This window comes from Vibrio penaeicida (assembly GCF_019977755.1).
GTDB lineage: Bacteria > Pseudomonadota > Gammaproteobacteria > Enterobacterales > Vibrionaceae > Vibrio > Vibrio penaeicida.
The window spans coordinates 1570807-1595836 of the sequence record NZ_AP025144.1 but is presented as its reverse complement, the minus strand read 5'-3'; the positions used below and the strand labels follow the sequence as shown (position 1 = coordinate 1595836).

The 25030-nt window shown below is 44.3% G+C and carries 23 protein-coding genes and 2 pseudogenes; 8 read left to right on the top strand and 17 right to left on the bottom strand.

What is annotated here, in order from left to right; translation table 11 throughout:
* Positions 1-21: 21 nt before the first annotated feature.
* From LDO37_RS07410 to LDO37_RS07380, 7 genes are all read right to left on the bottom strand, one after another.
* A complete protein-coding gene (locus LDO37_RS07410) occupies positions 22-873 on the bottom strand; it encodes an IS3 family transposase (protein WP_185829945.1) in 852 nt (283 codons plus the stop codon).
* Positions 870-1178 (bottom strand): transposase, encoded by a 309-nt coding sequence (locus tag LDO37_RS07405; RefSeq protein WP_221768598.1) that lies wholly within the window; start codon positions 1176-1178, stop codon positions 870-872. The genes LDO37_RS07410 and LDO37_RS07405 overlap by 4 nt, the downstream gene beginning before the upstream one ends.
* A gap of 202 nt (positions 1179-1380) precedes the next feature.
* Positions 1381-1953 (bottom strand): hypothetical protein, encoded by a 573-nt coding sequence (locus LDO37_RS07400; RefSeq protein WP_126610007.1) that lies wholly within the window; start codon positions 1951-1953, stop codon positions 1381-1383.
* A 133-nt stretch (positions 1954-2086) separates the two neighbouring features.
* Positions 2087-2437, bottom strand: coding sequence for a DUF6404 family protein (locus tag LDO37_RS07395; RefSeq protein ID WP_126610008.1), 351 nt, complete (start codon positions 2435-2437; stop codon positions 2087-2089).
* Between the two features lie 292 nt (positions 2438-2729).
* Positions 2730-3290, bottom strand: a complete 561-nt coding sequence (locus tag LDO37_RS07390) for a hypothetical protein (RefSeq protein WP_126610009.1) — start codon at positions 3288-3290, stop codon at positions 2730-2732.
* Complete coding sequence (locus LDO37_RS07385) at positions 3287-3841, bottom strand: sigma-70 family RNA polymerase sigma factor (RefSeq protein WP_126610010.1); 555 nt, start codon at positions 3839-3841, stop codon at positions 3287-3289. Before LDO37_RS07385 ends, LDO37_RS07390 begins: the two co-directional genes overlap by 4 nt.
* 55 nt (positions 3842-3896) lie before the next feature.
* Positions 3897-5621 carry a vWA domain-containing protein gene (locus LDO37_RS07380; RefSeq protein ID WP_126610011.1) on the bottom strand — a complete coding sequence of 575 codons (1725 nt, stop codon included), beginning with the start codon at positions 5619-5621 and terminating at the stop codon, positions 3897-3899.
* Between the two features lie 309 nt (positions 5622-5930).
* Here LDO37_RS07380 and LDO37_RS07375 point away from each other — a divergent pair, with 309 nt between their 5' ends.
* Positions 5931-6824, top strand: a complete 894-nt coding sequence (locus LDO37_RS07375; protein ID WP_126610012.1) for a bile acid:sodium symporter family protein — start codon at positions 5931-5933, stop codon at positions 6822-6824.
* 106 nt (positions 6825-6930) lie between these two features.
* Here LDO37_RS07375 and LDO37_RS07370 read toward each other — a convergent pair whose 3' ends face one another.
* Together LDO37_RS07370 and LDO37_RS07365 are read right to left on the bottom strand one after the other, a co-directional pair.
* Positions 6931-7461 carry a 3'-5' exonuclease gene (locus LDO37_RS07370; protein ID WP_126610013.1) on the bottom strand — a complete coding sequence of 177 codons (531 nt, stop codon included), beginning with the start codon at positions 7459-7461 and terminating at the stop codon, positions 6931-6933.
* Between the two features lie 188 nt (positions 7462-7649).
* A complete protein-coding gene (locus LDO37_RS07365; RefSeq protein ID WP_126610014.1) occupies positions 7650-9197 on the bottom strand; it encodes a sensor domain-containing diguanylate cyclase in 1548 nt (515 codons plus the stop codon).
* 451 nt (positions 9198-9648) lie between these two features.
* Between LDO37_RS07365 and LDO37_RS07360 the strand changes: the two genes are divergently transcribed.
* From LDO37_RS07360 to LDO37_RS30325, 4 genes and pseudogenes are all read left to right on the top strand, one after another.
* A complete protein-coding gene (locus LDO37_RS07360; RefSeq protein ID WP_126610015.1) occupies positions 9649-10281 on the top strand; it encodes a DUF2760 domain-containing protein in 633 nt (210 codons plus the stop codon).
* Positions 10281-12224, top strand: a complete 1944-nt coding sequence (locus tag LDO37_RS07355) for an Hsp70 family protein (RefSeq protein ID WP_126610016.1) — start codon at positions 10281-10283, stop codon at positions 12222-12224. The genes LDO37_RS07360 and LDO37_RS07355 overlap by 1 nt, the downstream gene beginning before the upstream one ends.
* A gap of 79 nt (positions 12225-12303) precedes the next feature.
* Positions 12304-13489, top strand: a pseudogene (locus LDO37_RS30330) (Hsp70 family protein); the annotation flags it as partial.
* Between the two features lie 80 nt (positions 13490-13569).
* Positions 13570-15204, top strand: a pseudogene (locus LDO37_RS30325) (Hsp70 family protein); the annotation flags it as partial.
* A gap of 390 nt (positions 15205-15594) precedes the next feature.
* Here the strand turns inward: LDO37_RS30325 and LDO37_RS07345 are convergent.
* Positions 15595-15915, bottom strand: coding sequence for a heavy metal-binding domain-containing protein (locus tag LDO37_RS07345; protein ID WP_126610018.1), 321 nt, complete (start codon positions 15913-15915; stop codon positions 15595-15597).
* A gap of 415 nt (positions 15916-16330) precedes the next feature.
* Between LDO37_RS07345 and LDO37_RS07340 the strand changes: the two genes are divergently transcribed.
* Positions 16331-18229 (top strand): PhoX family protein, encoded by a 1899-nt coding sequence (locus LDO37_RS07340; protein ID WP_126610019.1) that lies wholly within the window; start codon positions 16331-16333, stop codon positions 18227-18229.
* 120 nt (positions 18230-18349) lie between these two features.
* Here LDO37_RS07340 and LDO37_RS07335 read toward each other — a convergent pair whose 3' ends face one another.
* Positions 18350-18991 carry a DUF6796 family protein gene (locus tag LDO37_RS07335; RefSeq protein WP_126610020.1) on the bottom strand — a complete coding sequence of 214 codons (642 nt, stop codon included), beginning with the start codon at positions 18989-18991 and terminating at the stop codon, positions 18350-18352.
* Between the two features lie 173 nt (positions 18992-19164).
* Here LDO37_RS07335 and LDO37_RS07330 point away from each other — a divergent pair, with 173 nt between their 5' ends.
* Positions 19165-19854 (top strand): DNA-3-methyladenine glycosylase I, encoded by a 690-nt coding sequence (locus LDO37_RS07330; protein WP_126610021.1) that lies wholly within the window; start codon positions 19165-19167, stop codon positions 19852-19854.
* Positions 19855-19895: 41 nt separating this feature from the next.
* Here LDO37_RS07330 and LDO37_RS07325 read toward each other — a convergent pair whose 3' ends face one another.
* The 3 genes from LDO37_RS07325 to LDO37_RS07315 are packed head-to-tail and all read right to left on the bottom strand — an operon-like array spanning position 19896 to position 21724.
* A complete protein-coding gene (locus LDO37_RS07325; RefSeq protein WP_126610022.1) occupies positions 19896-20555 on the bottom strand; it encodes a TVP38/TMEM64 family protein in 660 nt (219 codons plus the stop codon).
* 9 nt (positions 20556-20564) lie between these two features.
* Complete coding sequence (locus tag LDO37_RS07320) at positions 20565-20993, bottom strand: DUF2141 domain-containing protein (RefSeq protein WP_224055384.1); 429 nt, start codon at positions 20991-20993, stop codon at positions 20565-20567.
* Between the two features lie 2 nt (positions 20994-20995).
* The gene (locus LDO37_RS07315) at positions 20996-21724 is read right to left on the bottom strand and encodes an SDR family oxidoreductase (RefSeq protein ID WP_126610023.1); all 729 of its coding nucleotides are present in this window, start codon (positions 21722-21724) and stop codon (positions 20996-20998) included.
* A 91-nt stretch (positions 21725-21815) separates the two neighbouring features.
* Between LDO37_RS07315 and LDO37_RS07310 the strand changes: the two genes are divergently transcribed.
* The gene (locus tag LDO37_RS07310) at positions 21816-22349 is read left to right on the top strand and encodes a Crp/Fnr family transcriptional regulator (RefSeq protein ID WP_126610024.1); all 534 of its coding nucleotides are present in this window, start codon (positions 21816-21818) and stop codon (positions 22347-22349) included.
* 49 nt (positions 22350-22398) lie between these two features.
* On the opposite strand, the gene LDO37_RS07305 is transcribed toward LDO37_RS07310, so the two are convergent.
* The 3 genes from LDO37_RS07305 to LDO37_RS07295 all read right to left on the bottom strand — a co-directional run bounded on the left by LDO37_RS07305 (position 22399) and on the right by LDO37_RS07295 (position 24987).
* Entirely contained in the window at positions 22399-22995 is a 597-nt protein-coding gene (locus LDO37_RS07305; protein WP_126610025.1) for an NADPH-dependent FMN reductase, read from the bottom strand.
* A gap of 329 nt (positions 22996-23324) precedes the next feature.
* A complete protein-coding gene (locus LDO37_RS07300; protein WP_126610026.1) occupies positions 23325-24539 on the bottom strand; it encodes an iron-containing alcohol dehydrogenase in 1215 nt (404 codons plus the stop codon).
* A gap of 202 nt (positions 24540-24741) precedes the next feature.
* Positions 24742-24987: a hypothetical protein gene (locus LDO37_RS07295; RefSeq protein WP_126610027.1), complete on the bottom strand. Its 246-nt coding sequence runs from the start codon at positions 24985-24987 to the stop codon at positions 24742-24744.
* Positions 24988-25030: the final 43 nt, after the last annotated feature.

The following is a 25030-nucleotide window of genomic DNA, read 5'->3' as shown; positions in this document are numbered from 1 at the left end:
CAAAAAGTAGACACCACATAACTACATACTTTCGTACTCAACCGGACTGACATGCCCCAACGCTGAGTGCCTTCTTCTGCGATTGTAAAATACCTCGATGTATTCGAAGATACCCAACCGGGCTTCCTCAAGCGTTTGGTAGTCTTCTGCGTATATCAGCTCGACTTTCAGTCGACTGTAGAATGACTCCATCACCGCATTATCCCAACAGTTTCCCTGTCGACTCATGCTTGGGATGCCTCCATGCTGACGCATGAAGTCTTGGTATTTATATGCCCGATATTGTACACCACGGTCCGAATGGATGATGACCCCCTTCGCCAGCTTACGTGACTCAAACGCCATTTTTAAGGCTGTCATGATAAGTTCCACCGTCATCGTTGTGCCCAACGACCAACCCACAATGCGTCTTGAGTGTAGGTCCATCACCGTCGCTAGGAAGAGCCAACGGCTCTTCACCCAGATATATGTGATGTCTGTGACCCACTTCTGATTCGGTGTCTCTGATTCAAAGTCTCTGCGCAGTAAATTGTCGGCAACGTTCGTCATTGCAGCGACATCCTTGCTGTATTTGAACCCTTTGCCATTACGCGCCTTGATGCCTTTTTCTTTCATGATATCAGCCACATAATTCACGCAGCAGGCATGCCCTGCTTCGTTAAGCTCTTCGGTTATCCGCACGGAACCATAGCGAGCCCGATACTGAGCAAAGGTACACATCACCAATTGTTCAAAGCGCTCTCGACGCTTTGAACGCTCACTGGGCACTCGATGACGCCACTTGTAAAAGCCACTAGGTGAGACATCAAGAGCGTGACACATGTGAGTGACTTTGTATTTCTCAACATAACTGTCGATGAACTCGTACTTCACTCTTGCTGCTTCGCGAAGTACGCCGAGACCTTTTTTAGGAATTCCATTTCATCTTTGAGTCGCTTGTTCTCACGCCTTAGCGCTCGAAGCTCTTCGGATTCTTTCTTCGAGTAATCAACACCGTCTAGGGTGTTAAACTGTTTATCCGATAGACGTGTGAATTGACGCTTCCAGTTCCTTATTTGCTGAGCACTGATGCCCAGCTCTTGAGCAACCGAGACCGCCGTTCGACCTGGAAGACTGGCAAGACGCACCGCCTCTTTGCGGAATTCTTCGGTGTACGCTGGATTACGATGTTTAACCATAAATCACCTCTCAATTAGACCCTAGATCTAACTTAGTAAAGTGTCTACTAAACGTGGGGTACTCGGAAATATAACGCCAGCTTAAACCGCAGACAACGCACAAAACAAGCCGCTGCACTGCGCCCTAAACACTAAATTCACCGTAAACTAAAAATGCCACGCGTTGTTTGTCGGTTTAAAGCTTTTGTTAGGAATACGTGCGCTAAACCAATGGGTAAGAAACATACTGCCGAAGTAATTTAGGGCATAAGAATTTATTATATTCATCATTGAGTAAGCCCTTTGGCTGAATTGAAGGGTACATCATTGCACAATCGGCAAAATAAGCAGCTTGTTTCAATAATTTCTGAGTACAAATCACCTTCCCATCCTCATTACTGAGTTTATCAACAATCTCACAATGGTTTCGCTCCACATCTTTAACCCAAGTATCTATTTGCTCTTGATCTTGTGGGTCTTCAAAACGGAAAGCAGCCCCTTCAACATGCCAATTGTAATCACTTACGCAACGCCATTTAACCTTGCCATCGACAAACCTCTCAGCAAGTTCTATTCCTTTCCTACTTTCTTCTTGAATAAGCAAAGGCCATATCTTTCGACACGTAGAAAGATAAAACTTATAGAGCGGCATTTCAGCATTCAGATAATCCATCCAATCTTCAGTGCTTGGGTATATCTCAAATCTTTTTGCAACAGATAATAAAGGCTCTTGTGTCCATAGATATTTAATCATTATTGGAGCACTTTCACATTTTAACCATTCGTCTTTAGTCATAATTTTCAGTGTATTCCTAACGCCCAATTAAACTGCCAAAAACGTACAAATGCCGTTTCCGCAAACCATCCTAAACACCAAACTCACCGCAAACTAAAAGTGCCACACGTTTTTGGTCTGTTTGAATTGTTTGTTATGGTGCTGCTCCGTAGTTTTCACTACACCACTTCTCCCAACTTACGATATCGAGCTTTCTCTTTGTACGAGTGATTCTAACCCAATTTACCAGCCCCATACCTAAGCCTAAAACGCTCGCTTTGATTGCAAGCTCATAGTTGGAATCAGCGCCAATTAACCACATTAGACTACCGCATAATAATCCAAATCTTAGACCATGCAGCATGACTTGTGTTAAGGACTGAAATAAGAACGGTTTCCCTTTCGGGTTTAAATATTTTGACCATATAAACGGAGAAGGAGTAACCAAATCGTTAGGTATTCCTTTTTCAATCAGATGTAATCTAACAAACTGCATTTCAATCATAGCTAAACTTAAACCTGCACACTGTGCTTAAGATACTTATACAACCATTGACTAATAGAAGAAATCCTGTTGCATCATAACAGCTTATTATACAGATACTATCCGTATATCCTACCAGCTGTATTCCATATAACAATCCTACTCGTAAAAACAAAACCCATAAGTATCAAATACAAAGGTGTAGTTTTACTTATTCACACTCGCGAAAGATGTATTTCTTCATTCTAAAACCAGATTGTTCAAAAAAGTATCAACCTGTATAAGTACACATGTAAAGAATGCACGTGCGTTTCTACTCACTTTGTAATAACTCAGCTAAGTGATCTGGCAGAGTTTCTTCCAGGGCTGGGTTTTCCTCCACAAGCCTTTTCAGCATTTCTGTCGCTTCTTCTTTCTTACCTTCAAGAACAAGCGTCTCGATTTGAGCAAATGGATTCAATTGCGCCTCTAATTCAGGAATATCCGTCATCATTCTTTCATGGCTTTTCACGTTTTTGTGCTCTTTCATCTGAGAAGCTGCGGGAGCCGGGCTTGAAAATGTCGGTATCGCATCGGTTTGTGCTTCCATAGAATCGTCGAAGCTCTCAGGAGAAATCGACTCTAGCTGCATTTCTTCGTGAATAAGATTTGGCTCTTCGACCCAATCCCACGGGGTTAATAGCGTAACGAATACGATAGTCGCAGCAAGGCCAAATATGGGCTTCCAGTTGACTACATAATGCGGCTTTACATCAACTGTTCGGCTTGCCTTTGCGTACTCCAAAATGGCGTCATCTGTTTCTTTAGAGGGCGCTTCAGTTGCACTTTCTTTGTACATTTTGACGACCTCTTCATCGTTTAATGGTGGCGTCATTGTCTACCTCCCAATTTACGTGTTAGGCACTCTCTTAAATTTTCCATCGCATAACGAAGGCGAGTTTTGATGGTCTCAGGTTTAGACGCGACAATGTCACAGATCTGCTTCAGAGAAAAACCGGATTCGTGCTTTAACATAAACGCTTCTAGCTGAAGTGGGGCAAGCCCGTCCATGCAAGTTCTAATGGCATTTTTACTTCGTATCGCAAGTGCATTTTCGTCCATATGCTCGGTATTGATCTCATCTAGCTGTGCAAGGTAATCCTTTTCAGAAAGACGCTTTCTATAAACATCGACCATCAAATTATGGGCGATTTGATAGAGCCAAGTTGTGAACTTCGCTGTTGGCTTGTAACTCCCGTGAGCATCGATCACTTTAAACCAGACTTCTTGAAACAGCTCTTCAGCCATAGCCTGCTGCTCAAGTTTTAGCTGACGCTTAAAATATCGATATAAGGGGTCTTTATGGCGAGCATAAAGCACAGCAAAGGCGGGTTGATCACCGTTGCTGAACATCACCATCAACTGTTCATCCGTTTTGTCTTGCATCTATCCCTGCTATCCACGTAATGAAATGCGTTAACACACTATCAAATTATTCCTTTCAGAGACTTTGTGCCATCTCTACGAGTTTGACAAATTCCCCACGATAATTGTGTGGGTCGTCACCTCGATTAGCGCGAGCAATGCCTGCAATATCATCATACTTAACGTTATTTAGGTAGTTATTATCCTTCAGTTTTTGTGCAAAAGCCGCAACAGCGGTAGCAAACTGGAAATCTGAGCTCGCTTGAGAAAAAGCAGAACGAACGCTCTCTTTCAAAACCACTTGTTGCACCAACGCGCTTTCATTCTCTTGAGGTAATTTATATCGAACTTTTATCTGAACCAATTCGTCACGGTGAGCCTTCACGGCTTGTACAGGTTCGTCCTTCTGATATCGCAAGTCGTCAATTTGCCCCTTACTGTTCTTCAGTGTCAGTTCATACAACGCGGTAACCGAATACCCTGCTCCGATTTCGCCTGCATCAACTGCATCGTTGTTAAAGTCTTCATCCTTTAACATTCGGTTTTGATACCCAATCAATCGATACTCTTTCACGTTATTAGGGTTAAACTCCACCTGAATTTTCACATCGTGTGCGATGCTTTGCAAAGTACCACTCATCTGTCTTAACAGCACTTTTTTAGCTTCATGTAAGGTATCGATATACGCATGGTTACCATCCCCTATATTGGCCAGTTGCTCCATTAAACCGTCATTATAGTTACCGCGCCCAAACCCAAGCGTGGTTAAAGATATGCCTTTTTCTTTCTCATCTTTAATGATCGTTTTAAGGTCATTGATATTACTCACACCGACATTAAAGTCGCCGTCGGTGGCCAAAATCACTCGATTTACCCCACCTTTAATAAACCCTTTTTGGGCTTGCTGATAAGCCAGTTTAATACCGCTTTCACCGTAGGTTCCTCCACCAGCTTGAAGTTGCTTCAGCGCCGCTAAAATCGCTTGATTGCTGTCCCCTTTTGTAGGTTCTAGCACAACAGAGGAATGACCAGCGTAAGTCACAAGGCTAACTCTGTCATTGCTACCTAACTCTTTAACTAGTAAAGACAAGCTCTGTACCAATAAAGGCAATTTGTTGGGTTCTCCCATAGAGCCAGATACATCCACTAAGAAAACTAGATTCGAAGCCTTACGTTCAGAATTAGGAATGTCATAGCCTTTTAGGGCAATCCGGAGCAGGTGACGTTCTGCATGCCAGGGAGAAGGAGCAACTTCAGATTGAAGAGAGAAAGGCTGGCTTTTACTTTTTGGCGTGTTGTATTGGTAGTCAAAGTAGTTGATAAAAGCCTCTTCCCGGATTGCATCAGAGGGCGGCTTTTGCCCCATATTGATATAGCTTCTTACGTTCGCGTAGCTACCTGTATCCACGTCGATAGAGAAAGTCGAAAGAGGTGCAGCAGCCACTTGTTTGACCCCATTACTTGGGGTATCTAGGTAGTTGTCTCTATTACCAATAAATGGAGAAGGCTCAATGCTAGGCATAGGGTGAGCAATCATAGATTTCGTCATGCGAGTACTTGGAGCAACAAAAGAGACCGAATGCTCTTGCGCGATTTCATATTGAGGAGCACTAGCGTCGGCAATTGCCGCCTCACTTACCACTTTATCTTCTTCGGGAGTCTTGTGATTTCTAGCCACCTCATCTGTTTGGTTTGCTTGATTTGAAGTACCTAGTTGTTGGGTCGTACCTGCATTTTCGGTGCATGCAGTGACTAAACCCAAAGCAATTATTACAGCAATACAGCTCTTAGTGAGTTTCATAATGTTCGTCCTATTCGTTATTTGATTAACCTTTGTTTTGACTAATCGTGTTTGGATGAAAGTTATAAACGGACGAGATAAAAAATGGGGTGAAAAAATTTTCGATTTTTTTATTTATACCCATATATCCCTATTTAGGGCTTCATAGATAAGCTGGAATACAAACTGGGAGTATTTAAAATACGGTATAAGGAATATTGCTCTCAAAACGCCATGATATTCATGAAAGTTAAAACAAAATGCTCGTAAACTATGAGCAAGTGAACCTGAATTGATTGCTTTCAATAGCTAACCGAATAGAGAGAAGATATGGATTTAGCACAGTGGGTTTCGCAAGTCGCATTGCCAATTTGTTTAGCATTGATGATGTTTGCGATGGGTATCAGTTTGACCATCAAAGATTTCACCCGTGTCATCAAGCACCCCAAAGCCTTTGGAATAGGTGTATGCCTTCAATTGATAATATTGCCTTTGTTGGCGTGGGCACTATTGGGGTTGTTTGGTTTATTTACAGCTGTGCCTCTAATTGTCGCGAGTGGATTGATCATTTTGGCGGCATGCCCTGGCGGCGCTACGTCTAACATTATCTCTCATATCGCAGGTGGAAATGGCGCATTATCCATTAGCATGACAGCGATAGTCAGCCTTCTTACGCCTTTTATATTGCCTATTACACTTTCCTTCCAACTGTCGCTGTTAAATGACGGGCAAGGAACGGCGCTTGCTCTGCCTATTGTAAAAACGCTAATGCAGCTCATCGTGGTTACCGTTATCCCTGTAGCGCTGGCTATGGTGCTAAAAGCAAAATGCCCTAACTGGGCTCAGCGTTACGAAAAAGGGATTCGCAAGGCGTCCACTCTCTTATTTTTAACAATGGTAGCAGCGCTGACGGCTGTGAACTGGGATAAATTGTTCGATTCAGGCTGGCTGGTAGCCGCTATCTGCTTGAGTTTGAGCTTTATAGCAATGATCGTCTCTTACTTCGTTTCAATCAAAGCGCAGTTAGAAGAAAAGAACCAACTTACGCTTATGATAGAAACCAGCGTTCAAAATGCTGGAACAGGAATGTTCATTGCTTTGGCGTTACTGCAATCGCCCGCTTTAGCGACTGTACCCTTGATGTACGGTCTATTGATGAACATTCCAGCTTTAGCGCTTATCCTTTATGGGAGATACAGAACACCCGCGATTGCTATGCAGTAATAAAATTTAGGATGCCGTAATTAAAAGCAGCACCGCTTCACTCAATACGAAAAAAGGCACGAAGCCGTGCCTTTTTATTCGGTTCAATTGCTAGGGTCCGTCGACCCTAGAGCATAACCAATGCCAACTTCGCTAAATTGTAGGCATCAACAAAGCCTGAATGCTGCCTACCTTCCCATTCGATACCGCGTGCTTCTTGGGCTGCCTTATGACCAATACGCTTATCTTTTAAGCGATATTGAATTCGATAAATTGTCGCGAGATTTAAAAACTCTTTAAAAGGCAGGTCAATCCCCTTTTCCTTGCATTCCGACATAAGAATTAGGTCATCTCTTCCCCACGAAGCATAAATCTTATTCGCGCCACCAAAGTTCTTGATCATGGACTGAATCACCTCAGCCAGTGGACGCCCCTGCTTTTCGATCTTACGAGGAGTAATGCCTGTAAGCTCACTGCAAAAAAGAGACACTTCATCATGTTCGGGTTTCACATAATACTGTGCTCTTTTCACCACTTCACCTTTGTGTAAATCGATTTCTGCTAACCCTATTTCAATGATTTCACCCGTCGTACCGACGCCATCTTTGTTCCAGCAGCACATTTCCAAATCGAAGCAAACAACGCGATTGTGGTTCATTTTTTACCTTTCGTTAGGAGATTTTTGAGGGAGATATATTCGAGGCGGCATTGTATACCCAAGTCACCTATAAATTCTAGGCTCCATACTTGCTTTACGCTCTATGCGACACAGCTCCATGTGGCTTAATGTAATTTAAGCTATAGAAGGCATAGCTCTATAAAACTTGGCGACATGTAAATAACAACTCACGCACAATTCCCGACAGAAACGCAATTCCTGCCCGCTTGCTTACTTGAATACATCAGAGCATCAACGGTTCTCATTAGCTCCTCGCTCGATTCACCCGCTCTAGGTTTAGCACCTGCACTTAGGGTAATATCGATACTCAAGCGACCAAACTTGACGGGAGAACACGAAACACGACGAATCAATCGACTCACATACGCCGAAAGAATATCCTCATTGGTATCGTACGTTAGAATACAAAACTCATCGCCCCCAACCCGAGCAAAGAAGTCGCCATCATTGAGTTCTTCCGAAATAATGGTCGACACATGCATGAGTGCCGCATCGCCCGCAGCGTGGCCATATTTGTCATTGATAACTTTAAATTTGTCGATATCAAAGCCGACTAAGGAAAACGGAGCGTTCTTCTCCATCACCGTAGCAAACATCTGGTTAAACGCTCTTCGGTTGTATACGCCCGTTAAGGTATCGTGGTCCACCAAATATCGTAACTCGCTTGTTTGCTCTTCAACTTTTTGTGCTAAGCGGTACTTTTCTCGTGAGATTAGGTTCACAACAAATGCCGCCAAAGACGCGACAACTAAGCCGCACAACGCAATACTGGCTAATGTCCATTTATCGTTTGCGGTCATCGGCGACATCAGCCTGAACTTCAATATCCATTCGCGATTTTGTAAGCGAATCGTCTTTCGAATTTTGAGCCCTTCGGTTTCCGCCCATCCTGCACTTTCAAATAAAATGGGGTCGTCATCAGCATCGAACCCAATGTCTTTCACTTGAATCACGAGCTCTTGTTCTGCTGCGGTTCTAAGCATCAAATCTTCAAAATAACGGGTGGTTCTGACTACGCCCACCATCACACCAAGTAAACTTTGGTCTTCATGCGAAAATACAGGGTGGTAAGCCAGCATTCCCGTTTTAGGCAACGTTTTGTCCTCGCCATCTTGCAGTAATCGAATCTTATCTGAGATGTTGGAATCACCGGTTTTTACAATGTCTTTCAATATGACTCGAAAACGTTCCCGAGACGAATAGAAGCCAATCAGCTTTTTGTTTTGTTCACTTCTCGGGTAGATGTCAGAGACAATGTATGCATCCTCTCCTTTCGGTAGTATAAAACCGAATGTTTTTGGTTGGTCTTTAGGAACGGTATGAAGCTTTACATCGGGGTTAAGTTTACGAAGATGGTTGAGGTGATCAGCTAGATTCTCTTCCTTTACTCTTGGCATCCACTGCAGCCCAATCAAACTGGAAGAATCTTTAATTATTTCTTCTGCAAAAACGGGGAATTGCCCCCAATCCTCGGATTCAACAGAATGGAAAAAATTCGCAGCAGCGCCAATAAAATCAATGTCTTTCTCAACCAGAACTTTAAGCATTTGGCTTTGCCGCTCGGCGAGATTATCAAACAACCGAAACGTATGGTTTTGCTGGCTTAATGCGGCTAAATAAACAAACAACAGAGTCACAAAAGCGATAACACCAAACGTTAACCAAGGTAAGAAACTGCCTTTGGGTTGATTGTGTCTCTGGTTATTTAGCGGCATAAAATCTCCATGGACAATTATCGCCCGGTTCTTTATTTGCACAAGAGCATTATCTGCAGAAGAACGCTTTGTCTTTAGAAGAGCATTTTATCTGCAAAAGAACACTTTATGTGCAAAAAAGCATTTTCCTGCAAGATAACACGTTACCTAATAAGGCTCGAAGCAAACTGGATACGGTTGAATATCGTACCACACACATATACAGAATGAAGTTCCAATAATATTTTTAACTCAGAAGCACTCACTTTGATATGTAACAAAGTATTGCATAGCGCAAAAATTCAACAAGCACGCTTTTTTTCGTGCTTTTTCACCCTTTTTCTTCCTTCCAGCACCCTTGAATATGTTACAGTTCGCCCCAATTTTTCCGCTATATCTCGGTATTCTGGTCTCTAATGAACCACACGCTATCATTACCTGAATGCCTATTGCTTATACAGAGAATTCCAATATGAACTTTGACATCAATTTAGTTCCCCAAACTTTCGACATGCTGCATACCGGTCTCGCAGCATCCAGTGTTTTATTACTTTTAATCGCAGTAGGAAGAAGATCGCAAGTCATCGAAAAAGTGATCGAGAAACCTGTAGAAAAAATCGTTGAAGTTGAAAAACCTGTCGAGAAAATCGTCGAAGTAGAAAAAGTTGTAGAAGTTGAGAAAGTCATAGAGAAAGTGGTTGAAGTGGAATCGAAACTCGCCACCGCGTCGACCGATTCTGCCATGCAGTTACTTTCTATCATGCAACAAGAAGCGCGCTTGATAGACTTCCTTCAAGAAGACCTGACTTCTTTCTCCGATGAAGAAGTTGGCGCGGCAGCTCGTGTTATCCACACCGGTGGCCAAAAAGTACTGAACGAATATGTTTCACTGACGCACATACGCAATGAAGATGAAGAAACACGCATCACCATTGAAGAAGGGTTCAACCCACAGCAAGTACGCCTAACCGGTAACGTAACGGGTAACGCTCCGTTTAACGGCACTTTGGTACACAAAGGTTGGAAAGCAGAATCAATGAATTTGCCTAAATTGGCAGAAAACTATGATGCTACGGTTATCGCCCCAGCTGAGGTGGAGCTGTAATGGACAACCATCATTCACCTTCGAATCAAACATCCCCCACTTTCAGTGTTGGAATCGATTTAGGGACAACGCACTGCGTGTTGTCTTATGTCGATATTACGGATGAAGATGCTCGTGTTCATGTGTTGGACATTCCGCAATTAACTGCGCCTGGCACGGTTGAAAATCGCAGCCAGCTCGGCTCATTTTTATACCAACCTCACGATCATGAAATGAACCCCGCATCACGCGTGCTTCCTTGGTCGTCAGAGCCAACAGCGCTTGTGGGTGCTATTGCACGTAACCTCGGGTCGAAAACCCCCATCCGCTTAATTGCGAGTGCTAAGTCATGGCTTTGCCATGGCGGGGTAAACCGCAGAGAAGCGTTCCTACCTGCAGGCAGCCCTGAAGAAGTGGCAAAAGTATCGCCTCTTCGCGCTACCGAACTGTATCTTGAACACCTTAAGGAAGCTTGGGATCACGCGAACCCAAACCAACCTTTAGCTCAGCAAGATGTGACCATCACCATACCGGCTTCTTTCGATCCGGCAGCGCGAGACCTCACAGCAGAAGCGGCTCGTAATGTCGGTTTTGCTCATCTTACGCTTTTAGAAGAACCCCAAGCGGCGCTCTATAACTGGATAGATAACAGTAACGATGCATGGCGTGACGAAGTCAGTGTGGGTGACATTGTTCTAGTGGTTGATATTGGTGGTGGTACAACAGACCTTTCATTGGTTGAAGTAACACAAGAAGACGGCAACTTATCTCTCAACCGTATCGCCGTTGGTGAGCATATTTTGCTGGGTGGCGACAACATGGACTTGGCACTTGCGTACCGCTTGAAAATGAAGCTGGCGCAAGAAGGAAAAGAACTTCAACCTTGGCAAGTACAAGCCATGACTCACGCTTGCCGTGATGCGAAAGAAGCGCTGCTGAACGACGCTGAATTACAATCGGTACCGATTGTTGTACCAAGCCGCGGCTCAAAATTGCTGGGCGCGACACTAAAAACGGAACTGACTCAACAAGAAGTACAGCAAACTCTGGTTGATGGATTTTTCCCGAAAGTGGCGGTAACGGAACATCCGGTTCAGAAAACTCGCGGTGCATTAACGCAGATGGGTTTGCCATACGCACAGGATGCGGGCATCACTCGCCATATTGCCGCGTTTCTTTCTAAGCAAGCTAACGCTCTACAAACCGATGCTTCGTCTGAGCAACCCGCTGCTCAAGATTTTAACCCTTTCGCAAACATGCCCGGTATGCCAGATGCTGGAAACGCTGAGCAAGCAGCCGACTTTATTAAGCCATCGGTTATTTTGTTCAATGGTGGCGTGCTTAAATCCCCTCTTCTCGCCGAGCGCTTGGAAGAAACCATTAACGAATGGCTGATTGAAGCAGATTCTGAATACGCCAAACGCTTAACTGGTGTCGATCTTGACTTGGCGGTTGCGAGTGGTGCCTCATACTATGGCGCAGTGCGTCGTGGTCAAGGCGTTCGTATCCGCGGTGGTATCGCGTCGTCTTATTATGTTGGTATCGAAAGCGCAATGCCTGCGATTCCAGGTATGGCACCACCAATGGAAGCGTTGTGTGTTGCTCCGTTCGGTATGGAAGAAGGTTCCAGTGTTCAAGTACCAAGCCAAGAGTTTGGTTTGGTCATCGGTCAGCCAGTTCATTTCCAATTCTTTGGTTCAACCGTTCGCCGCGAAGATCAAGCTGGAACGCATCTGGATTACTGGGCACCAGAAGAATTGGATGAGCTACCAGAAATTCAAGTAACACTTCCTGTGTCGGACGGCAGACGAGAAGGCGAAGTGGTTCCCGTCACTTTGGCGTCCAGAGTGACGGAATTGGGCACCTTATATCTCGAAGCCATCGCAGCAGATAACGCTCAGAAGTGGCATGTTGAGTTCGATGTACGTGAAGACGGAACGTCCACAAGCCCATCGAATCAATAAGAAACAACAAAACGGCATCCAATGGGTGCCGTTTTCTCAGGTCTGTTGACTCATTAAAATTAACAGAAGGTTTTGTTATATGACATCTCCTCGTTTTCTAGTCGGAATCGATTTAGGTACGACCAATACCGTCGTAGCATTCTGTGAAATTACCGACAATCTAGAACAATCCAATGTGACGCTTTTCGATATCGACCAGTTAATCGGTCCTGGTGAAGTCGTCCGTAAACCTCTTCTTCCTTCTTTTCGATATCACCCAGCCGACGGGCAAATATCTCCCTCCGATCTTATTCTCCCATGGGAATCGGTGCGCACTGAAGGTGACATCGACAATGTAATTGTGGGTGAATGGGCAAGAGAGCTCGGAGCGAAAGTGGAAGGGAGACAAGTGTCGAGTGCGAAAAGTTGGCTATCTCATCAAGCGGTCGATCGTCGCTCCGAGATCCTACCTTGGGCTGGTGCGGCAGACGTCGAAAAAGTCTCCCCGGTTACGGCCAGTGCAAGTTACTTAAACCACATTCGCCAATCTTGGAACTACCGACACCCTAGTAATAAACTCGAAGATCAAGATGTTGTTGTCACTGTTCCTGCATCGTTCGATGAAACGGCTCGTAAGTTAACGCTGGAAGCCGCTGAACAGGCGGGGTTAGGCAAAATAGTGCTGCTAGAAGAGCCGCAAGCCGTCTGCTACGACTGGTATGCTCGCCACCAGCACACCGCATCCGACGAGCTCAAAACCTTACCACTGATTCTGGTGTGTGATGTCGGTGGTGGTACAACGGATTTGAGTTTGATAGAAGCGAAATTTGATTCCGATGAGCTTGCTTTGGATCGCATCGGTGTTGGTGAACACTTAATGCTTGGAGGCGATAACCTCGATTTAGCGTTAGCGCATCTTGCCGAACAACGGTTTAGCCAATCCAAAAAGCTCAATGCAGCGAACCTTACCAAGCTAATCCAACAAACTCGTAAGGCGAAAGAGAACCTACTATCAGCAAACGCACCAGAAGAAGTTAAAATAACCATGCTTGGCAGCGGATCCAAACTGCTTGGCGGAACCAAGAGTGTGCAGCTTTCCAAGCAAGAAGTTCATCAAATAGCGCTTGATGGCTTTTTTCCGCTTTCCGGATTTGAAGAGGTGCCTGATAAAAGGCGAAGTGCCGTTGTTGAGTTTGGCCTGCCTTATGTCGCCGATCCTGCTGTCAGCAAACACATCGCCGAGTTTCTTACCCAGCACCAGCAAGTATCTTATGCGGCGCTAAATAGAGCCAACCAGCTAAACCTCGAAAGTAACCAAGACCTCGAAAGCAGCCAAAACCTCGAAAACGGCGAAGGAACCGAAAAACCAGCGATTCCCGTTGGTTTGCTTCTGAATGGTGGTGTGTTCAATAGTGAACTCGTTACCGAGCGTATCACTCAGCTTTTAGGAAATTGGAAAGGAACGCCTATCACGGTGCTGGATAACCCACATCCAGATTGGTCTGTAGCATTAGGAGCCGTTGCATTTGGCAAAGCAAGACGAGGCGCACAGCTTAAAATTGGTGGTGGTGCTGCTCGCTCCTACTTTCTTCATTTACCTGAAAAGAACAAGATGGGTAAAGCCTTATGCTTACTGGCAAAAGGAACTGAAGAAGGTCACGAGATTCGGTTAAGTGGTCGACGGTTCTCGCTGACACTGGGCGAGCCCGTCAAATTTAACCTACTCACCTCAACTCACGATTCGTTTGGCAACACGACTTCGGGTAGCAATGCTTCGATACAAAATGGGATGATGGTGGATGTCGACCCTGACATTTTTGCACCTCTACCTCCTTACATCTCAACGTTAGAAAGCGAAGGAGCAACGCTACAAGCGAATCAAAAAGAAAGAGTTGAAGTCCAACTGGCATGTCAGCTGACGGAAGTCGGAACGCTTAAGATGGAATGCGTTAGCACAGAAGACGACAGCACTGAAAACGGCAGCAAGCGCTGGGAGCTCGAGTTTGAAGTACGAAACCAACAAACGGACGATCAGGAGAACAGCAGCTTCCATCCAAATCTCGACGAATGCAAAACGCTAATCAGCCGAATTTACAGTGGCAATAAAAAGAGTGCTGAAGGCAAGGAAATAAAAACACTACCAAAAGATCTTGAGAGAAAATTAGGCAAACGTGAAGAATGGGATTTCGCCACACTTCGCCAGCTTTTCGATGCTTTTTCTCAGGGTCGGAAACGCCGACGTCGCTCTGAACAACATGAGAAAAACTGGCTACGCCTAGCAGGGTTTAGTATGAGACCTGGATTTGGTGACCCTACCGACTCTTGGCGCATCGAACAAATATGGGGCCTGTATCAACAAAGTATTCAATTCAAAAACCACCAAGGCTGGACAGACTGGTGGGTATTTTGGCGTCGAGTGGCTGGCGGCTTAAACCAAGAACAACAAGAAACCATCTTGGCGGATATCGCTAAATACCTTCACCCCGGAGCGATGAAAAACCCGCAATCGGCAAAAGCCGCTCAGGATATGGGGTATGAATCCATGGTTAGGCTTTCTGCATCGCTCGAAAACCTAGATGTTGAAGACAAGGTATTGCTGGCGACTTGGTACTTGAGTAAGGCGATGAATCATAACCAATTCGAGCAAGCGCATTGGTGGGCTCTGGGCAGGTTGGCATCTCGTACACCGTTGTACGGCAGTCAGCATAACGCCATTCCACGAGAACAAATTGAGCAATGGTTACCTAAACTACTTGAACTGAATTGGCAGAAAGAGCAAATGATTGCCTTTGCCGTTGTTATGATGTGCCGTAAAACAGGCGACCGACTGTTTGATGTGTCAGACGATTACCGAGAGCAAGTTCGCAGCAAACTAAAGCAAAGCAAAGTTCCAGAGTCTTGGATTTCACTTGTAGAGGAAGTAAAAGAACTCTCTGAGAGCGAGTCCAAGCGCGTATTCGGTGATGCATTGCCAAGTGGGCTAACACTCATAAGCAATTAATAACTAGGGTCTGTTGACCTTTCGAGATGATTTTTGCAGCAATTTGTGGGTGATTTGTACAAGGCAGCGCTCATTCGGTGTAGTCGCTCTACATCAATGAGCGATAACGCAGTAGAAATAAGCCACAAATGCTGCCCGAAGGGTTCGCTTCTATGCCTTTTACTCTTTGTTGCAAGGTATTTGCTTAGAATGACTAGGCGTCATACCTCGCGCCGCGATTAAAAGGCATAGAACTCGAACAAAATTTAACCACGAAAGGTCAACAGACCCTAATATACCCAACAAAAAAGCCAGCTTAAGGTTTAACCTCAAGCTGGCTTTACAATATTTAGAATCGAGCTCTGTTCATAGTTTGAGTTGAACGTTACTCATACTCCATAAAAATAAAATTCAATCCTGTTTGATTTTAACGGCAGTGCCGAAAACCAAGATTTCTGACGAACCGTCCATAATGGAACTGGTGGTAAAGCGAATGCCCACAATGGCGTCTGCATTCAATTCTCTTGCCTGCTGGACAAGCCTTTCGATCGCCGTATCACAAGATTCAGACAACATTTCTGTATACCCTTTTAACTCTCCGCCAACGATCCCTTTTAAGCCTGCCATAATGTCACGGCCAATATGCTTGGACTGGACAACATTACCAGTCACCACACCAACAACAGATTCAATTTTTTTACCTGGGATGGTCTCAGTAGTTGTGAATATCATAGGTGTTCTCCTTATCTATACCAAAGTGCTCTGAGCGACACATGCTTTCTGAAATAAGAGTTCTCTGAGTTTATAAGAACTCTCTAGAAATCAAAGGTGCTCGAAAAGTTGTTTGATAAGTGAGTAAACACTCATATTGAGTATATCCCTACTAGACGATTTCAATATAACAGCAAACCAATCAATTAGATAGATGGACACTTAAACCCCAAATACCTTTCATTTTCAGCTAAAAGCCTCCACAACATCACAATTCTGATGAGTTACACAATAGCGTCAGAAAACTGTCAAGAATCTGCAACGCTCACTACTCACTATAGCGACTCTATAAGAACCTCCGTCAGCTCACTCAAGCATTTAAGCACATATCTAGAGCGGACGAATTGGAGATAAAAACTGAAAGTAAGGAAGCACTGTGACTCAATTTGACCAACACCACGACCAACGTACACTGGAAGAAGAGCCTGAATTCAACAAGATCGTTGAAGCCGCCCTCTCTCGCCGTCGATTTTTGAAAGCAACAGGAGCGGCAGGTACTGTCGGCTTTTTTGCGGCAACACCGTTAAGCCAAGCCATGGCAAACGCTTCTTCTAAACACTCGACTAAAATGGGCTTTGATGCCATTCCTATTTCCACCGCAGATACCATAGAAGTACCCAAAGGCTACCAAGCGGATGTACTCGTGTCTTGGGGGGATCCTATATTCAAAAATGCCCATAAATTTAGCCAAAGCAATGGCTCCAAAGCACAAGAGATGCAGTTTGGTGACAACAACGATGGCATGACGTTTTTCCCGCTGTCTGATACTCGTGCCGTACTTGCAGTAAATAATGAATATACCAATAACGAATATCTCTACCCCCACCAAGGTAAAAGCATTACCGCTGATGACGCTAAAAAATCACAAGCAGCGCACGGTGTCTCTATTGTTGAGTTAATGAAAAGAGATGGTAAATGGCAAATCAACGTAGAAGGTAGGCTGAACCGTAGAATCACCGCGTTTACTGAAATGGAAATGACCGGACCCGCTGCTGGGCACAGCTTACTTAAAACGGCTGCAGACAAATCGGGTAAGAAAATACTAGGGACTTACAACAACTGCGCAAATGGTCAAACACCATGGGGCACTTACCTTACCTGTGAAGAAAACTTCAATGGGTATTTTGCTGCCGAAAAAGAAACCAAACTGGGTGATACTTACAAGCGTTATGGCGTACGTGACAAAGACTGGGGTTACGATTGGTTTAAACACGATGAGCGTTTTGACGTAAGTAAGCACCCAAATGAGCCACATCGCTTTGGGTGGGTGGTCGAAATTGATCCTATGAACCCAAATTCCACTCCGAAAAAGCGCAGCGCACTCGGTCGCTTTAAGCATGAAAATGCTGCGATAATGATCAACGATGACGGACATGCTGTTGTTTACCTTGGTGATGATGAACGAGGCGAACACCTCTACAAGTTTGTGTCAAAGAACAAATATGTAAAAGGTTCTGACGCCAACAAAGATCTGCTGGAAGACGGTACCCTGTATGTCGCGAAATTTAATGGCAAAGAGGGTGAAACCGACGGGCAAGGTCAGTGGCTAGAATTGACGTGGGGCAAAAACGGGCTAACACCTGAAAATGGATTTCCAGATGCTGCATCCGTTATGATCTTTGCACGTATGGCGGCAACCCAAGTCGGAGCGACCACCATGGATCGCCCTGAATGGGTAGCGGTTCACGCTGACCAGAAATCGGTATTTTGCACCTTAACCAATAACAAGTACCGTGGTGTGAGAGAAAACCAACCGTTGAACGTGGCAAACCCACGAGAAAAGAACCCCTATGGTCACATAATCCGCTGGCGACCAACTGGTGGCGACCACACATCAGAGACATTTAATTGGGATATCTACGTACTGGCAGGTAATCCAGAAGTGCATCAATCCGGCTTAATGGCTGGATCGGACAACATCAATAAAGACAATATGTTCAACAGTCCAGATGGTATTGGGTTTGATGTAGCTGGTCGACTTTGGATTCAAACAGACGGTAAATACTCAAATGAAGGTAACTTTGCAGGTATGGGAAATAACCAAATGCTGTGCAGTGACCCTGAAACTGGGGAGATCCGCCGCTTCTTAACCGGTCCAATCGCCTGCGAAATCACAGGTTTGACCTTCTCGCCCGATCATAAAACCATGTTTATTGGCGTTCAGCACCCAGGGGAAGATTTGGCGCCGTCACATTTCCCAGACGGTGGAAAGAGTATCCCTCGCTCGTCCGTCATTATGATTACGAAAAAAGACGGTGGTGTGATTGGCGCTTAGTCGCTTGTCGAGTTATAGCGCCCTACTTCCGAATGAAGCGATATTCATCCACCACTTAAAAACATCAAAGCCTTGCATTGCAAGGCTTTGATGCTCAAAAATCTTCTCGATTCTCTTAACTTACGCTGTCGCCTGTTCGGCTACATATTGCTTGTTACCCACATAAACGGAAATAAAGAATATCAGCATCATTATGTTGTACCAGCCTCCACCAATTATGATCATGAACGGTTGAGGCATCACATTCATTAATGCTGTTCCAACAAACATGAGAGGAAAAGGAGAGAATAAAACGACTTTGCGTGATAGAAGGCTTTGCTTTCTAAGCACCATGTAGATATACAAAATACCGCCAATTGCGTACATGCAAAATACAAGGTACATATAAATCACGCTAACATCCCAGCTTTGTTTTAAGGCTTCTTCACTGATTTTTCCCACCACACCGATATTGGTAAACTGGCTGTGGTATGCGCCACCAATAACAATAGCCAGTGAGAATATAGCGAGTATCGTGTTGCGCATTTTTCCTGCATCCAACTTAAGAAATACACCAATAAAACCAAACAGGTAAAAGAATGCCGCGACTGGTCCAATCAAGCCACCCAATATCAGGCGTGTATCGCTAACGTCTTTCATTACCATCAACAAGGCATAAGGCGAATCAGAAAGCGGTTCCGCTGTAAAATACAAAAGCATGTCGCCTATGTACATAAGCACTGCACCTATCATCCCCAAAATAAGATACGTCGACCCTTTCATATTTTTGCCCTTTTCTTTGTACGAACGTCTTGACCTATAACGACAGGTCAAAGACTCTTACTACGTTGTTCAGTATCATTTCATCACTTAACATTAATGCGGATAGTTATCATTTGTACAGATTTTTTTACAAACCTATACTATGGCATTTGCTCGTATTTAAGGACATTTGAATGCCACGAGAGAAGTTCCAAAATATTTATGAACGTGCAAAGGAAAGAAAAGGCGGTGCTAGTAATCTCGAGAGCTTACTTTCTAAGCCCCTAAGCCCAGAGGAGATTGCTCGTATTCCTGACGATCGTTGGCTGGCAGAATTCACGTTAAAAGTATTCCAATGTGGGATTTCCTGGAAGGTTGTTAAAAGTAAATGGGAAAACTTTGAGGACATTTTCTTTCAGTTCAGAGTTGAGCCTTTATTGATGTTATCGGACGACGTTTGGGAACAAAAAGCTCAAGATCCGCGTATTATTCGCCATCTAACGAAAGTGATGTCCATCCCAGCTAATGCTCAAATGATATACGAAGCCAGACACGAATTTGGCTCCTTTGCAGAAATGGTCGCTAACACGAAAAGCGAATGCATCACCGATCTTTGGAAATACCTTAAAAAGCATGGGAAACGTCTAGGTGGTAACACGGGCCCTTATGCTTTGCGTCAGCTTGGTGTAGATACTTTTATCCTATCTTCGGATGTTGAATCACACCTAAGAAATACGGGGGTTGTAACCAGCGGAAACCACACGAAAAGCGCCTTAAAAGCCGCCAACCATGCCTTTGCACAGTGGCAGCAAGAAAGTGGACGCAGCCTAACTGAGATAAGCCAAATCATTGCTTATAGCTGCGGTGATAATCGTGTGCTTTAGTCCATAGCTAAATACCATGCATTGCTAAATTCTGTACATTGTTAAGCAGCCGCACTACGAAGTTTGAACCTTCGGAACAAATACCAGCCTAGCCATAAACCAGACGTGAGTAATGCGGCGGTAATAATGGCAGGCTTAGGGTTATCCAGAGAGCTGATAGATCCCGAATAAACCGCGATCAAGCAATATGGAATGGTGCTGAGTGACCAAGCTGTAATAAAACGTGAGAATGACATTCCAGTCATTCCAGCGAGACACGCTGTCACCTCTGGCAATATCGGCACCGCTCTTGATAACAAAATCATAGTAAAACCGTGGCTCTGAAATGCGGCTCTCACTTCAAGAATTTTTTCCTCATCTTTGACAATAAAAGCCAATATTCGATTGCCGTACCGTCTTCCCAAAACAAAACCAATACACCCCGCAAGCATCATTCCAAGTACGGCTGCGAGCGCGCCATACCACTGGCCTAAAAAATAGCCCGACAGTATGGTGATCGTTAGCGTCGGCATCGCGACAAACAAATCAGCAAAGAGCAGTAATATTGTCATTCCTCCTACGTAAATGGGCGACAAGGATTTCGCGTACGTTAGCCAAGATTCAATTTGCTCAATACTGAGTACACCTGCGACTTTTAAAATGATAAAAGTAGAGGCAAATATACTTGCCACAATCAGCATAACTTTGATTAAAGATGTCATTTAAACCTCCTATGGATACACCATTTCAATGTTCACACCCGACTCGAACTCGGATCTCACTAGCTTGGATTTCTTGAATACAGGGGCACCAGTTAGCGACACCTTTTGCTTCTTTGAAAAACCCAACCCTTCAGCGGGGTAAATACCGGTCCAATTTTTCGTCACTTTTCCATCTTCGTCCTCATCGTGGAGTATTTTGATCGCGATTTCTTGCTGCGGAATATCGAACGTAAAAGACATAGCCGTACTAAGCTGCGATTGGGTTTGAGTTTGCAAAGCCTTTGCGTGAATTTTAGGGAAACCATCTTCACCAAAAATGAAGACAATAAGATTCCCTCCCCTATCCACATCTATACCAGTCACGTTTATCTCGATACCACTTGCCTCTGAAATGGGTCCCATTGTTAAGCCTCCTATCAGCCCTATCATTGCTTTCATGGTTATGCTCGCTTCATCAAATTTGCTGCAGCTCCTGGCGACAAGCGCATTAGCCACCGAAGCAGTTTTACTTTTCCAATATCGTTGTCTTCTATTTGCCTCTCTATCCCTTCAATTAACCGATTAGCTGCATCTTCCGAAGTCAGTTTTCCGCTTCCTCGACCATCCGTCATCTTGGTTTCGACCAAAGGCATGAGCGCTTGCAACACTCGAACATTGGTATCCTCTAGTTGGTATCGAAGCGACCGAGAAAAAGAATTCAACGCACTCTTAGTGGCGCAATATATGGCGGATGTTGTTTTAGGCATCAGAGCCAAGCCGGAATTGACGTTGAGAATGACCGCCTTAGGGGCGTTCATTAGGCTTGGCAAAAGCAAAGAGGTTAAACAACAGACAGACGTGAAATTTGTGGTGATCTCTCGCTGAATATTTTCGTATTTGAAATTTTGGCTTATAAAACTCGGGGTATATTGCACGGCGGCATTATTGATGAGCACATCAATCTTCTTATGGTCTTTGATGATGGAGCTGGCTATCCATTCAACGGAACTGATGTCTGATAGCTCAGCCTGATACGTTGCTACGTTAAAATCTGCCGATAACTTCGCTAGTTTTGCCGCATCTCGGCCAATGACTATCAACCTGTTTTGCTTACTCAACATACGTACTAAATCGAGCCCGATACCCGATGTTCCGCCAGTAATGATGATCTTTTTATTTGTTAATTCCATTTACTTCTCCAATTCAACTGAATGCATTAAGCTTCATCAAAAGGACTTTATAGCTTTGCCAGCAGGCGAGCGTTAACCTGGGTTAAAAGTGATGAATTTTTTGAGTTTTATTGAACAAAACGGTACAGCGCTGCACAAAGACGCCGGTGACCACTTGTTTAGGCAAGGAGATTCCGACTCTTCTATGTACGTCATCAAAGAGGGGATGCTTAAGGCCTATTACGTAACAAGTGAAGGCAAAGAGACGATTAAATCCTTTCTTCAGATAGGAGATGTTATTGGGAGCATGTCGGCGGCGTATGCACAGATGCAAAATACTTTTAGCTTGATTTGCTTAGAGCCGTGTACATTAATCCGATTTGATTTTAAAGCGCTGCATTCTGCCAGTTTGACAGACCAAGAGCTGTCTAAAGATGTCATAGAGATATTGCTAAAGTTCGCAATGAAGAAAGAGCAACGTGAAAGGGATTTACTGTGTTTATCCGCACAGCAACGTTATGAAAAGCTTCTTGATACTTCACCTGATTTGATTGAAAAAGTGACCCAAAATGATATTGCCCGATACCTCGGCGTCACCTCTGTAGGGCTAAGCCGTATTAAGCATCGCGTTATGGAAAGTACATAGCGCCATGCTTGGGGCTGGAGAGCTAAACTTGTTTGATTCTAGACCTTATCTACATACCGTAGGTAAACTCTTTGCCTGGTTCTAACATATCTCGATGGATTGGCGCTAAAGCATGTGAGTATGCAGAAAGTAGAGACATAGTGTAATTCGCACGCTTACCAAACGCTTCATCGGTGCAGTGATTCTCTTCATCTAAAAGTTCTTGGCTATTTCTAAAGATAAGGTGATCAGGCAAAAAGCAGACATGATTGTTTTTGCTCCCACTCAGCCTCAGTTCACTGATGGGATACACACCATTAATGCTCACGGTGACGCTAACAAGCAAAGCGGGTTTATGAGCCAATTCATTGGCTGTTGTCAGCATTAAAAAGTTCTTTATTGCTGGGGTCGCCATTCCATGCCATTCAGGTGTAATAAATACAAATGCGTCCGCTTCTTTTAATTCAGCAGCAATGTCTCGCCACGGCTGCCACTCTTCGCTGCCCTGCCATACGCCTTCATTCCACATTGGTAAATTGAGTTCATGAAGGTCATACACTTTGGCTTCTTCAAAGTCATGATGCTGGCTGAGAGATTTAAGGAACTTCCCTACTTTCAAACTTTGCGACTGTGCTCGATGGCTTCCAGATATGATTGCTAGTTTCATGGTTCTCTCCTAAACACTTTCTGATTCTAATTAGATTAATATATCTTCACGTTAAGATTGTTTACGTTAATTTAATTATTCAATCCGATCAACCCCTTTACGAGTTTTATGTAAAAAATGGAAAAGAAGCCTTGTGAAGGAACGAAAGAGTGAAGGAGCGAAACGCGAGCTTATGCCCCAATCACCTCAAAGTGCTTGGTAGCGAGTGCAACTTAGAATGGGAAATGGAATAGGAGTTGGGTTGGCTTTAGCACTAGGCACAAACCACTTCAATGCCAATTCTGGAATTGGCAACAATTATACTCAAGCTTGTGCTTAGGAAAACGCTTCTAAGTCGATGGGAGAAGTTTATGAATAAGCAATTCGCACTGGTGCTGGTTCATCTGTTTAGGTATAGGGTAATTCCATTGTGCCTCGTACAGTGCTGCTTTTGCGATCTCAGGAATATCTTCATCCACAAGCTTATCCAGCTTTTCAGGGATATGAAGTTTTAACTGAAGGCTTTGGACATACTGTATAAACGCTTGGGCTTTCATCCTCTCGGTGCTTTTGGGCTCACTAACATGAATAAGATCTGCAAGTTCGGCCAGCTGCTTGGTCACCGCGGGTTTAGAGAACTCTAAAACATGCGGCAATATCACGGCATTCGCCAACCCGTGAGGTATACCGTACTTAGCACCAATGTTATGCGAGATGGCGTGAACATAGCCAAGGCTTGCTTTCGTAAACGCTAAACCAGCATAGTAAGAAGCAAGCGACATATTCTGACGAACCGCACTGTTCTGACCGTAGATAAAAGCTTTTTCTAGGTTCTCGTGAATTAAGGTGATGGCAGCTTTTGCATACCCATTCGTTTCAGGGCTTGCATTCACTGATATGTACGCTTCAATGGCGTGGGTTAGTGCGTCCATGCCGGTATGAGCGGTAATATGTGGAGGCAATCCCATTGAGAAAGCGGGATCCAACGAAACCAGCATAGGGACCAATTTCGGATCCATTAGCGGTGTTTTTTGATGAGAAATTGGATCGGATACCACCGCTGCAACCGTGACTTCAGACCCAGTGCCCGATGTTGTTGGCAATGCAAAAAGTGGGGCTGGTGCACGCCAAACTTTGAGTAACCCAGTTAAGCGCTTGATGGGTTTTTTATTAGTCACCCTCGCCGCGATGACTTTCCCACAATCGATTGGGGACCCTCCTCCCAATGCCAATATTCCTTGGCAGTGGTCACGTCGATATTGTTCCAAACCGAGTTCAACCTGATCGTATGTTGGATCCGGTGTAACTTTTTTAAACACTGAGTATTCGACGCTGGCTCGTACTAATTCCGATTCCAATTTTTCCAGTAGTCCAGATGAACAAATCCCCTCATCAGTAACGATAAGAACACGCTTAATACCAAGTAATGAAATAGAGTGGCACAGCTGCTTGTGCGAATCCTTTCCTTGAAACAGAGTCGGCTTTGGGATCGGAATAATGTCAGCTGCGAATTTCAGTGCTTTTATGTATGCTTTGTGCATTAAAAGTAGTAACTGGGAACGCATGAGATTGCCTAATTTGGAAGCTTTATGACAAGTCTAGGCAATACAATCAGTTATCTCTACATAGAAAAGTTAAATTCGAGAGAGAGATGCAATAAGAATGGGGTTGGGTATAGGTTTCGCTGTGTAGAGAAAGAAAAAACCAGCTATCTTCGCAAGCTGGTTTTATTCATTAATACGCCTAAAAGTAAGATTGATACTTGAATCAGTGCTGTTCACCCGTTGGGTTGGCACCAAATACCGACTCACTGTAGATATCTGACAACAATTTAGGTCCACGGTTTAATTTGTTTTCCTGCGCTGCTTTCAAGCATTTCTTTCGAACAATCGCTTCTTCTTTCGCCATTGCTTTCAATGCGTCTTCATGCTCTTTTGCAGCCTTGATAAATTCGGGATCAGCCAATGCTTGCTGACGTAATTTGTTCACCCTTTCCATTGTTTCCCACAACATACTCAGCCCTCCTATAAAAACTGTATACACATACAGTATAGAA

Excerpts from the sequence above, each read along its gene's own strand:
- LDO37_RS07405 (WP_221768598.1), bottom strand. The coding sequence starts at position 1,178 with ATGGTTAAACATCGTAATCCAGCGTACACCGAAGAATTCCGCAAAGAG.
- LDO37_RS07400 (WP_126610007.1), bottom strand. The coding sequence starts at position 1,953 with ATGACTAAAGACGAATGGTTAAAATGTGAAAGTGCTCCAATAATGATT.
- LDO37_RS07395 (WP_126610008.1), bottom strand. The coding sequence starts at position 2,437 with ATGATTGAAATGCAGTTTGTTAGATTACATCTGATTGAAAAAGGAATA.
- LDO37_RS07390 (WP_126610009.1), bottom strand. The coding sequence starts at position 3,290 with ATGACGCCACCATTAAACGATGAAGAGGTCGTCAAAATGTACAAAGAA.
- LDO37_RS07385 (WP_126610010.1), bottom strand. The coding sequence starts at position 3,841 with ATGCAAGACAAAACGGATGAACAGTTGATGGTGATGTTCAGCAACGGT.
- LDO37_RS07380 (WP_126610011.1), bottom strand. The coding sequence starts at position 5,621 with ATGAAACTCACTAAGAGCTGTATTGCTGTAATAATTGCTTTGGGTTTA.
- LDO37_RS07375 (WP_126610012.1), top strand. The coding sequence starts at position 5,931 with ATGGATTTAGCACAGTGGGTTTCGCAAGTCGCATTGCCAATTTGTTTA.
- LDO37_RS07370 (WP_126610013.1), bottom strand. The coding sequence starts at position 7,461 with ATGAACCACAATCGCGTTGTTTGCTTCGATTTGGAAATGTGCTGCTGG.
- LDO37_RS07365 (WP_126610014.1), bottom strand. The coding sequence starts at position 9,197 with ATGCCGCTAAATAACCAGAGACACAATCAACCCAAAGGCAGTTTCTTA.
- LDO37_RS07360 (WP_126610015.1), top strand. The coding sequence starts at position 9,649 with ATGAACTTTGACATCAATTTAGTTCCCCAAACTTTCGACATGCTGCAT.
- LDO37_RS07355 (WP_126610016.1), top strand. The coding sequence starts at position 10,281 with ATGGACAACCATCATTCACCTTCGAATCAAACATCCCCCACTTTCAGT.
- LDO37_RS07345 (WP_126610018.1), bottom strand. The coding sequence starts at position 15,915 with ATGATATTCACAACTACTGAGACCATCCCAGGTAAAAAAATTGAATCT.
- LDO37_RS07335 (WP_126610020.1), bottom strand. The coding sequence starts at position 18,991 with ATGAAAGGGTCGACGTATCTTATTTTGGGGATGATAGGTGCAGTGCTT.
- LDO37_RS07330 (WP_126610021.1), top strand. The coding sequence starts at position 19,165 with ATGCCACGAGAGAAGTTCCAAAATATTTATGAACGTGCAAAGGAAAGA.
- LDO37_RS07325 (WP_126610022.1), bottom strand. The coding sequence starts at position 20,555 with ATGACATCTTTAATCAAAGTTATGCTGATTGTGGCAAGTATATTTGCC.
- LDO37_RS07320 (WP_224055384.1), bottom strand. The coding sequence starts at position 20,993 with ATGAAAGCAATGATAGGGCTGATAGGAGGCTTAACAATGGGACCCATT.
- LDO37_RS07315 (WP_126610023.1), bottom strand. The coding sequence starts at position 21,724 with ATGGAATTAACAAATAAAAAGATCATCATTACTGGCGGAACATCGGGT.
- LDO37_RS07310 (WP_126610024.1), top strand. The coding sequence starts at position 21,816 with ATGAATTTTTTGAGTTTTATTGAACAAAACGGTACAGCGCTGCACAAA.
- LDO37_RS07305 (WP_126610025.1), bottom strand. The coding sequence starts at position 22,995 with ATGAAACTAGCAATCATATCTGGAAGCCATCGAGCACAGTCGCAAAGT.
- LDO37_RS07300 (WP_126610026.1), bottom strand. The coding sequence starts at position 24,539 with ATGCGTTCCCAGTTACTACTTTTAATGCACAAAGCATACATAAAAGCA.
- LDO37_RS07295 (WP_126610027.1), bottom strand. The coding sequence starts at position 24,987 with ATGTTGTGGGAAACAATGGAAAGGGTGAACAAATTACGTCAGCAAGCA.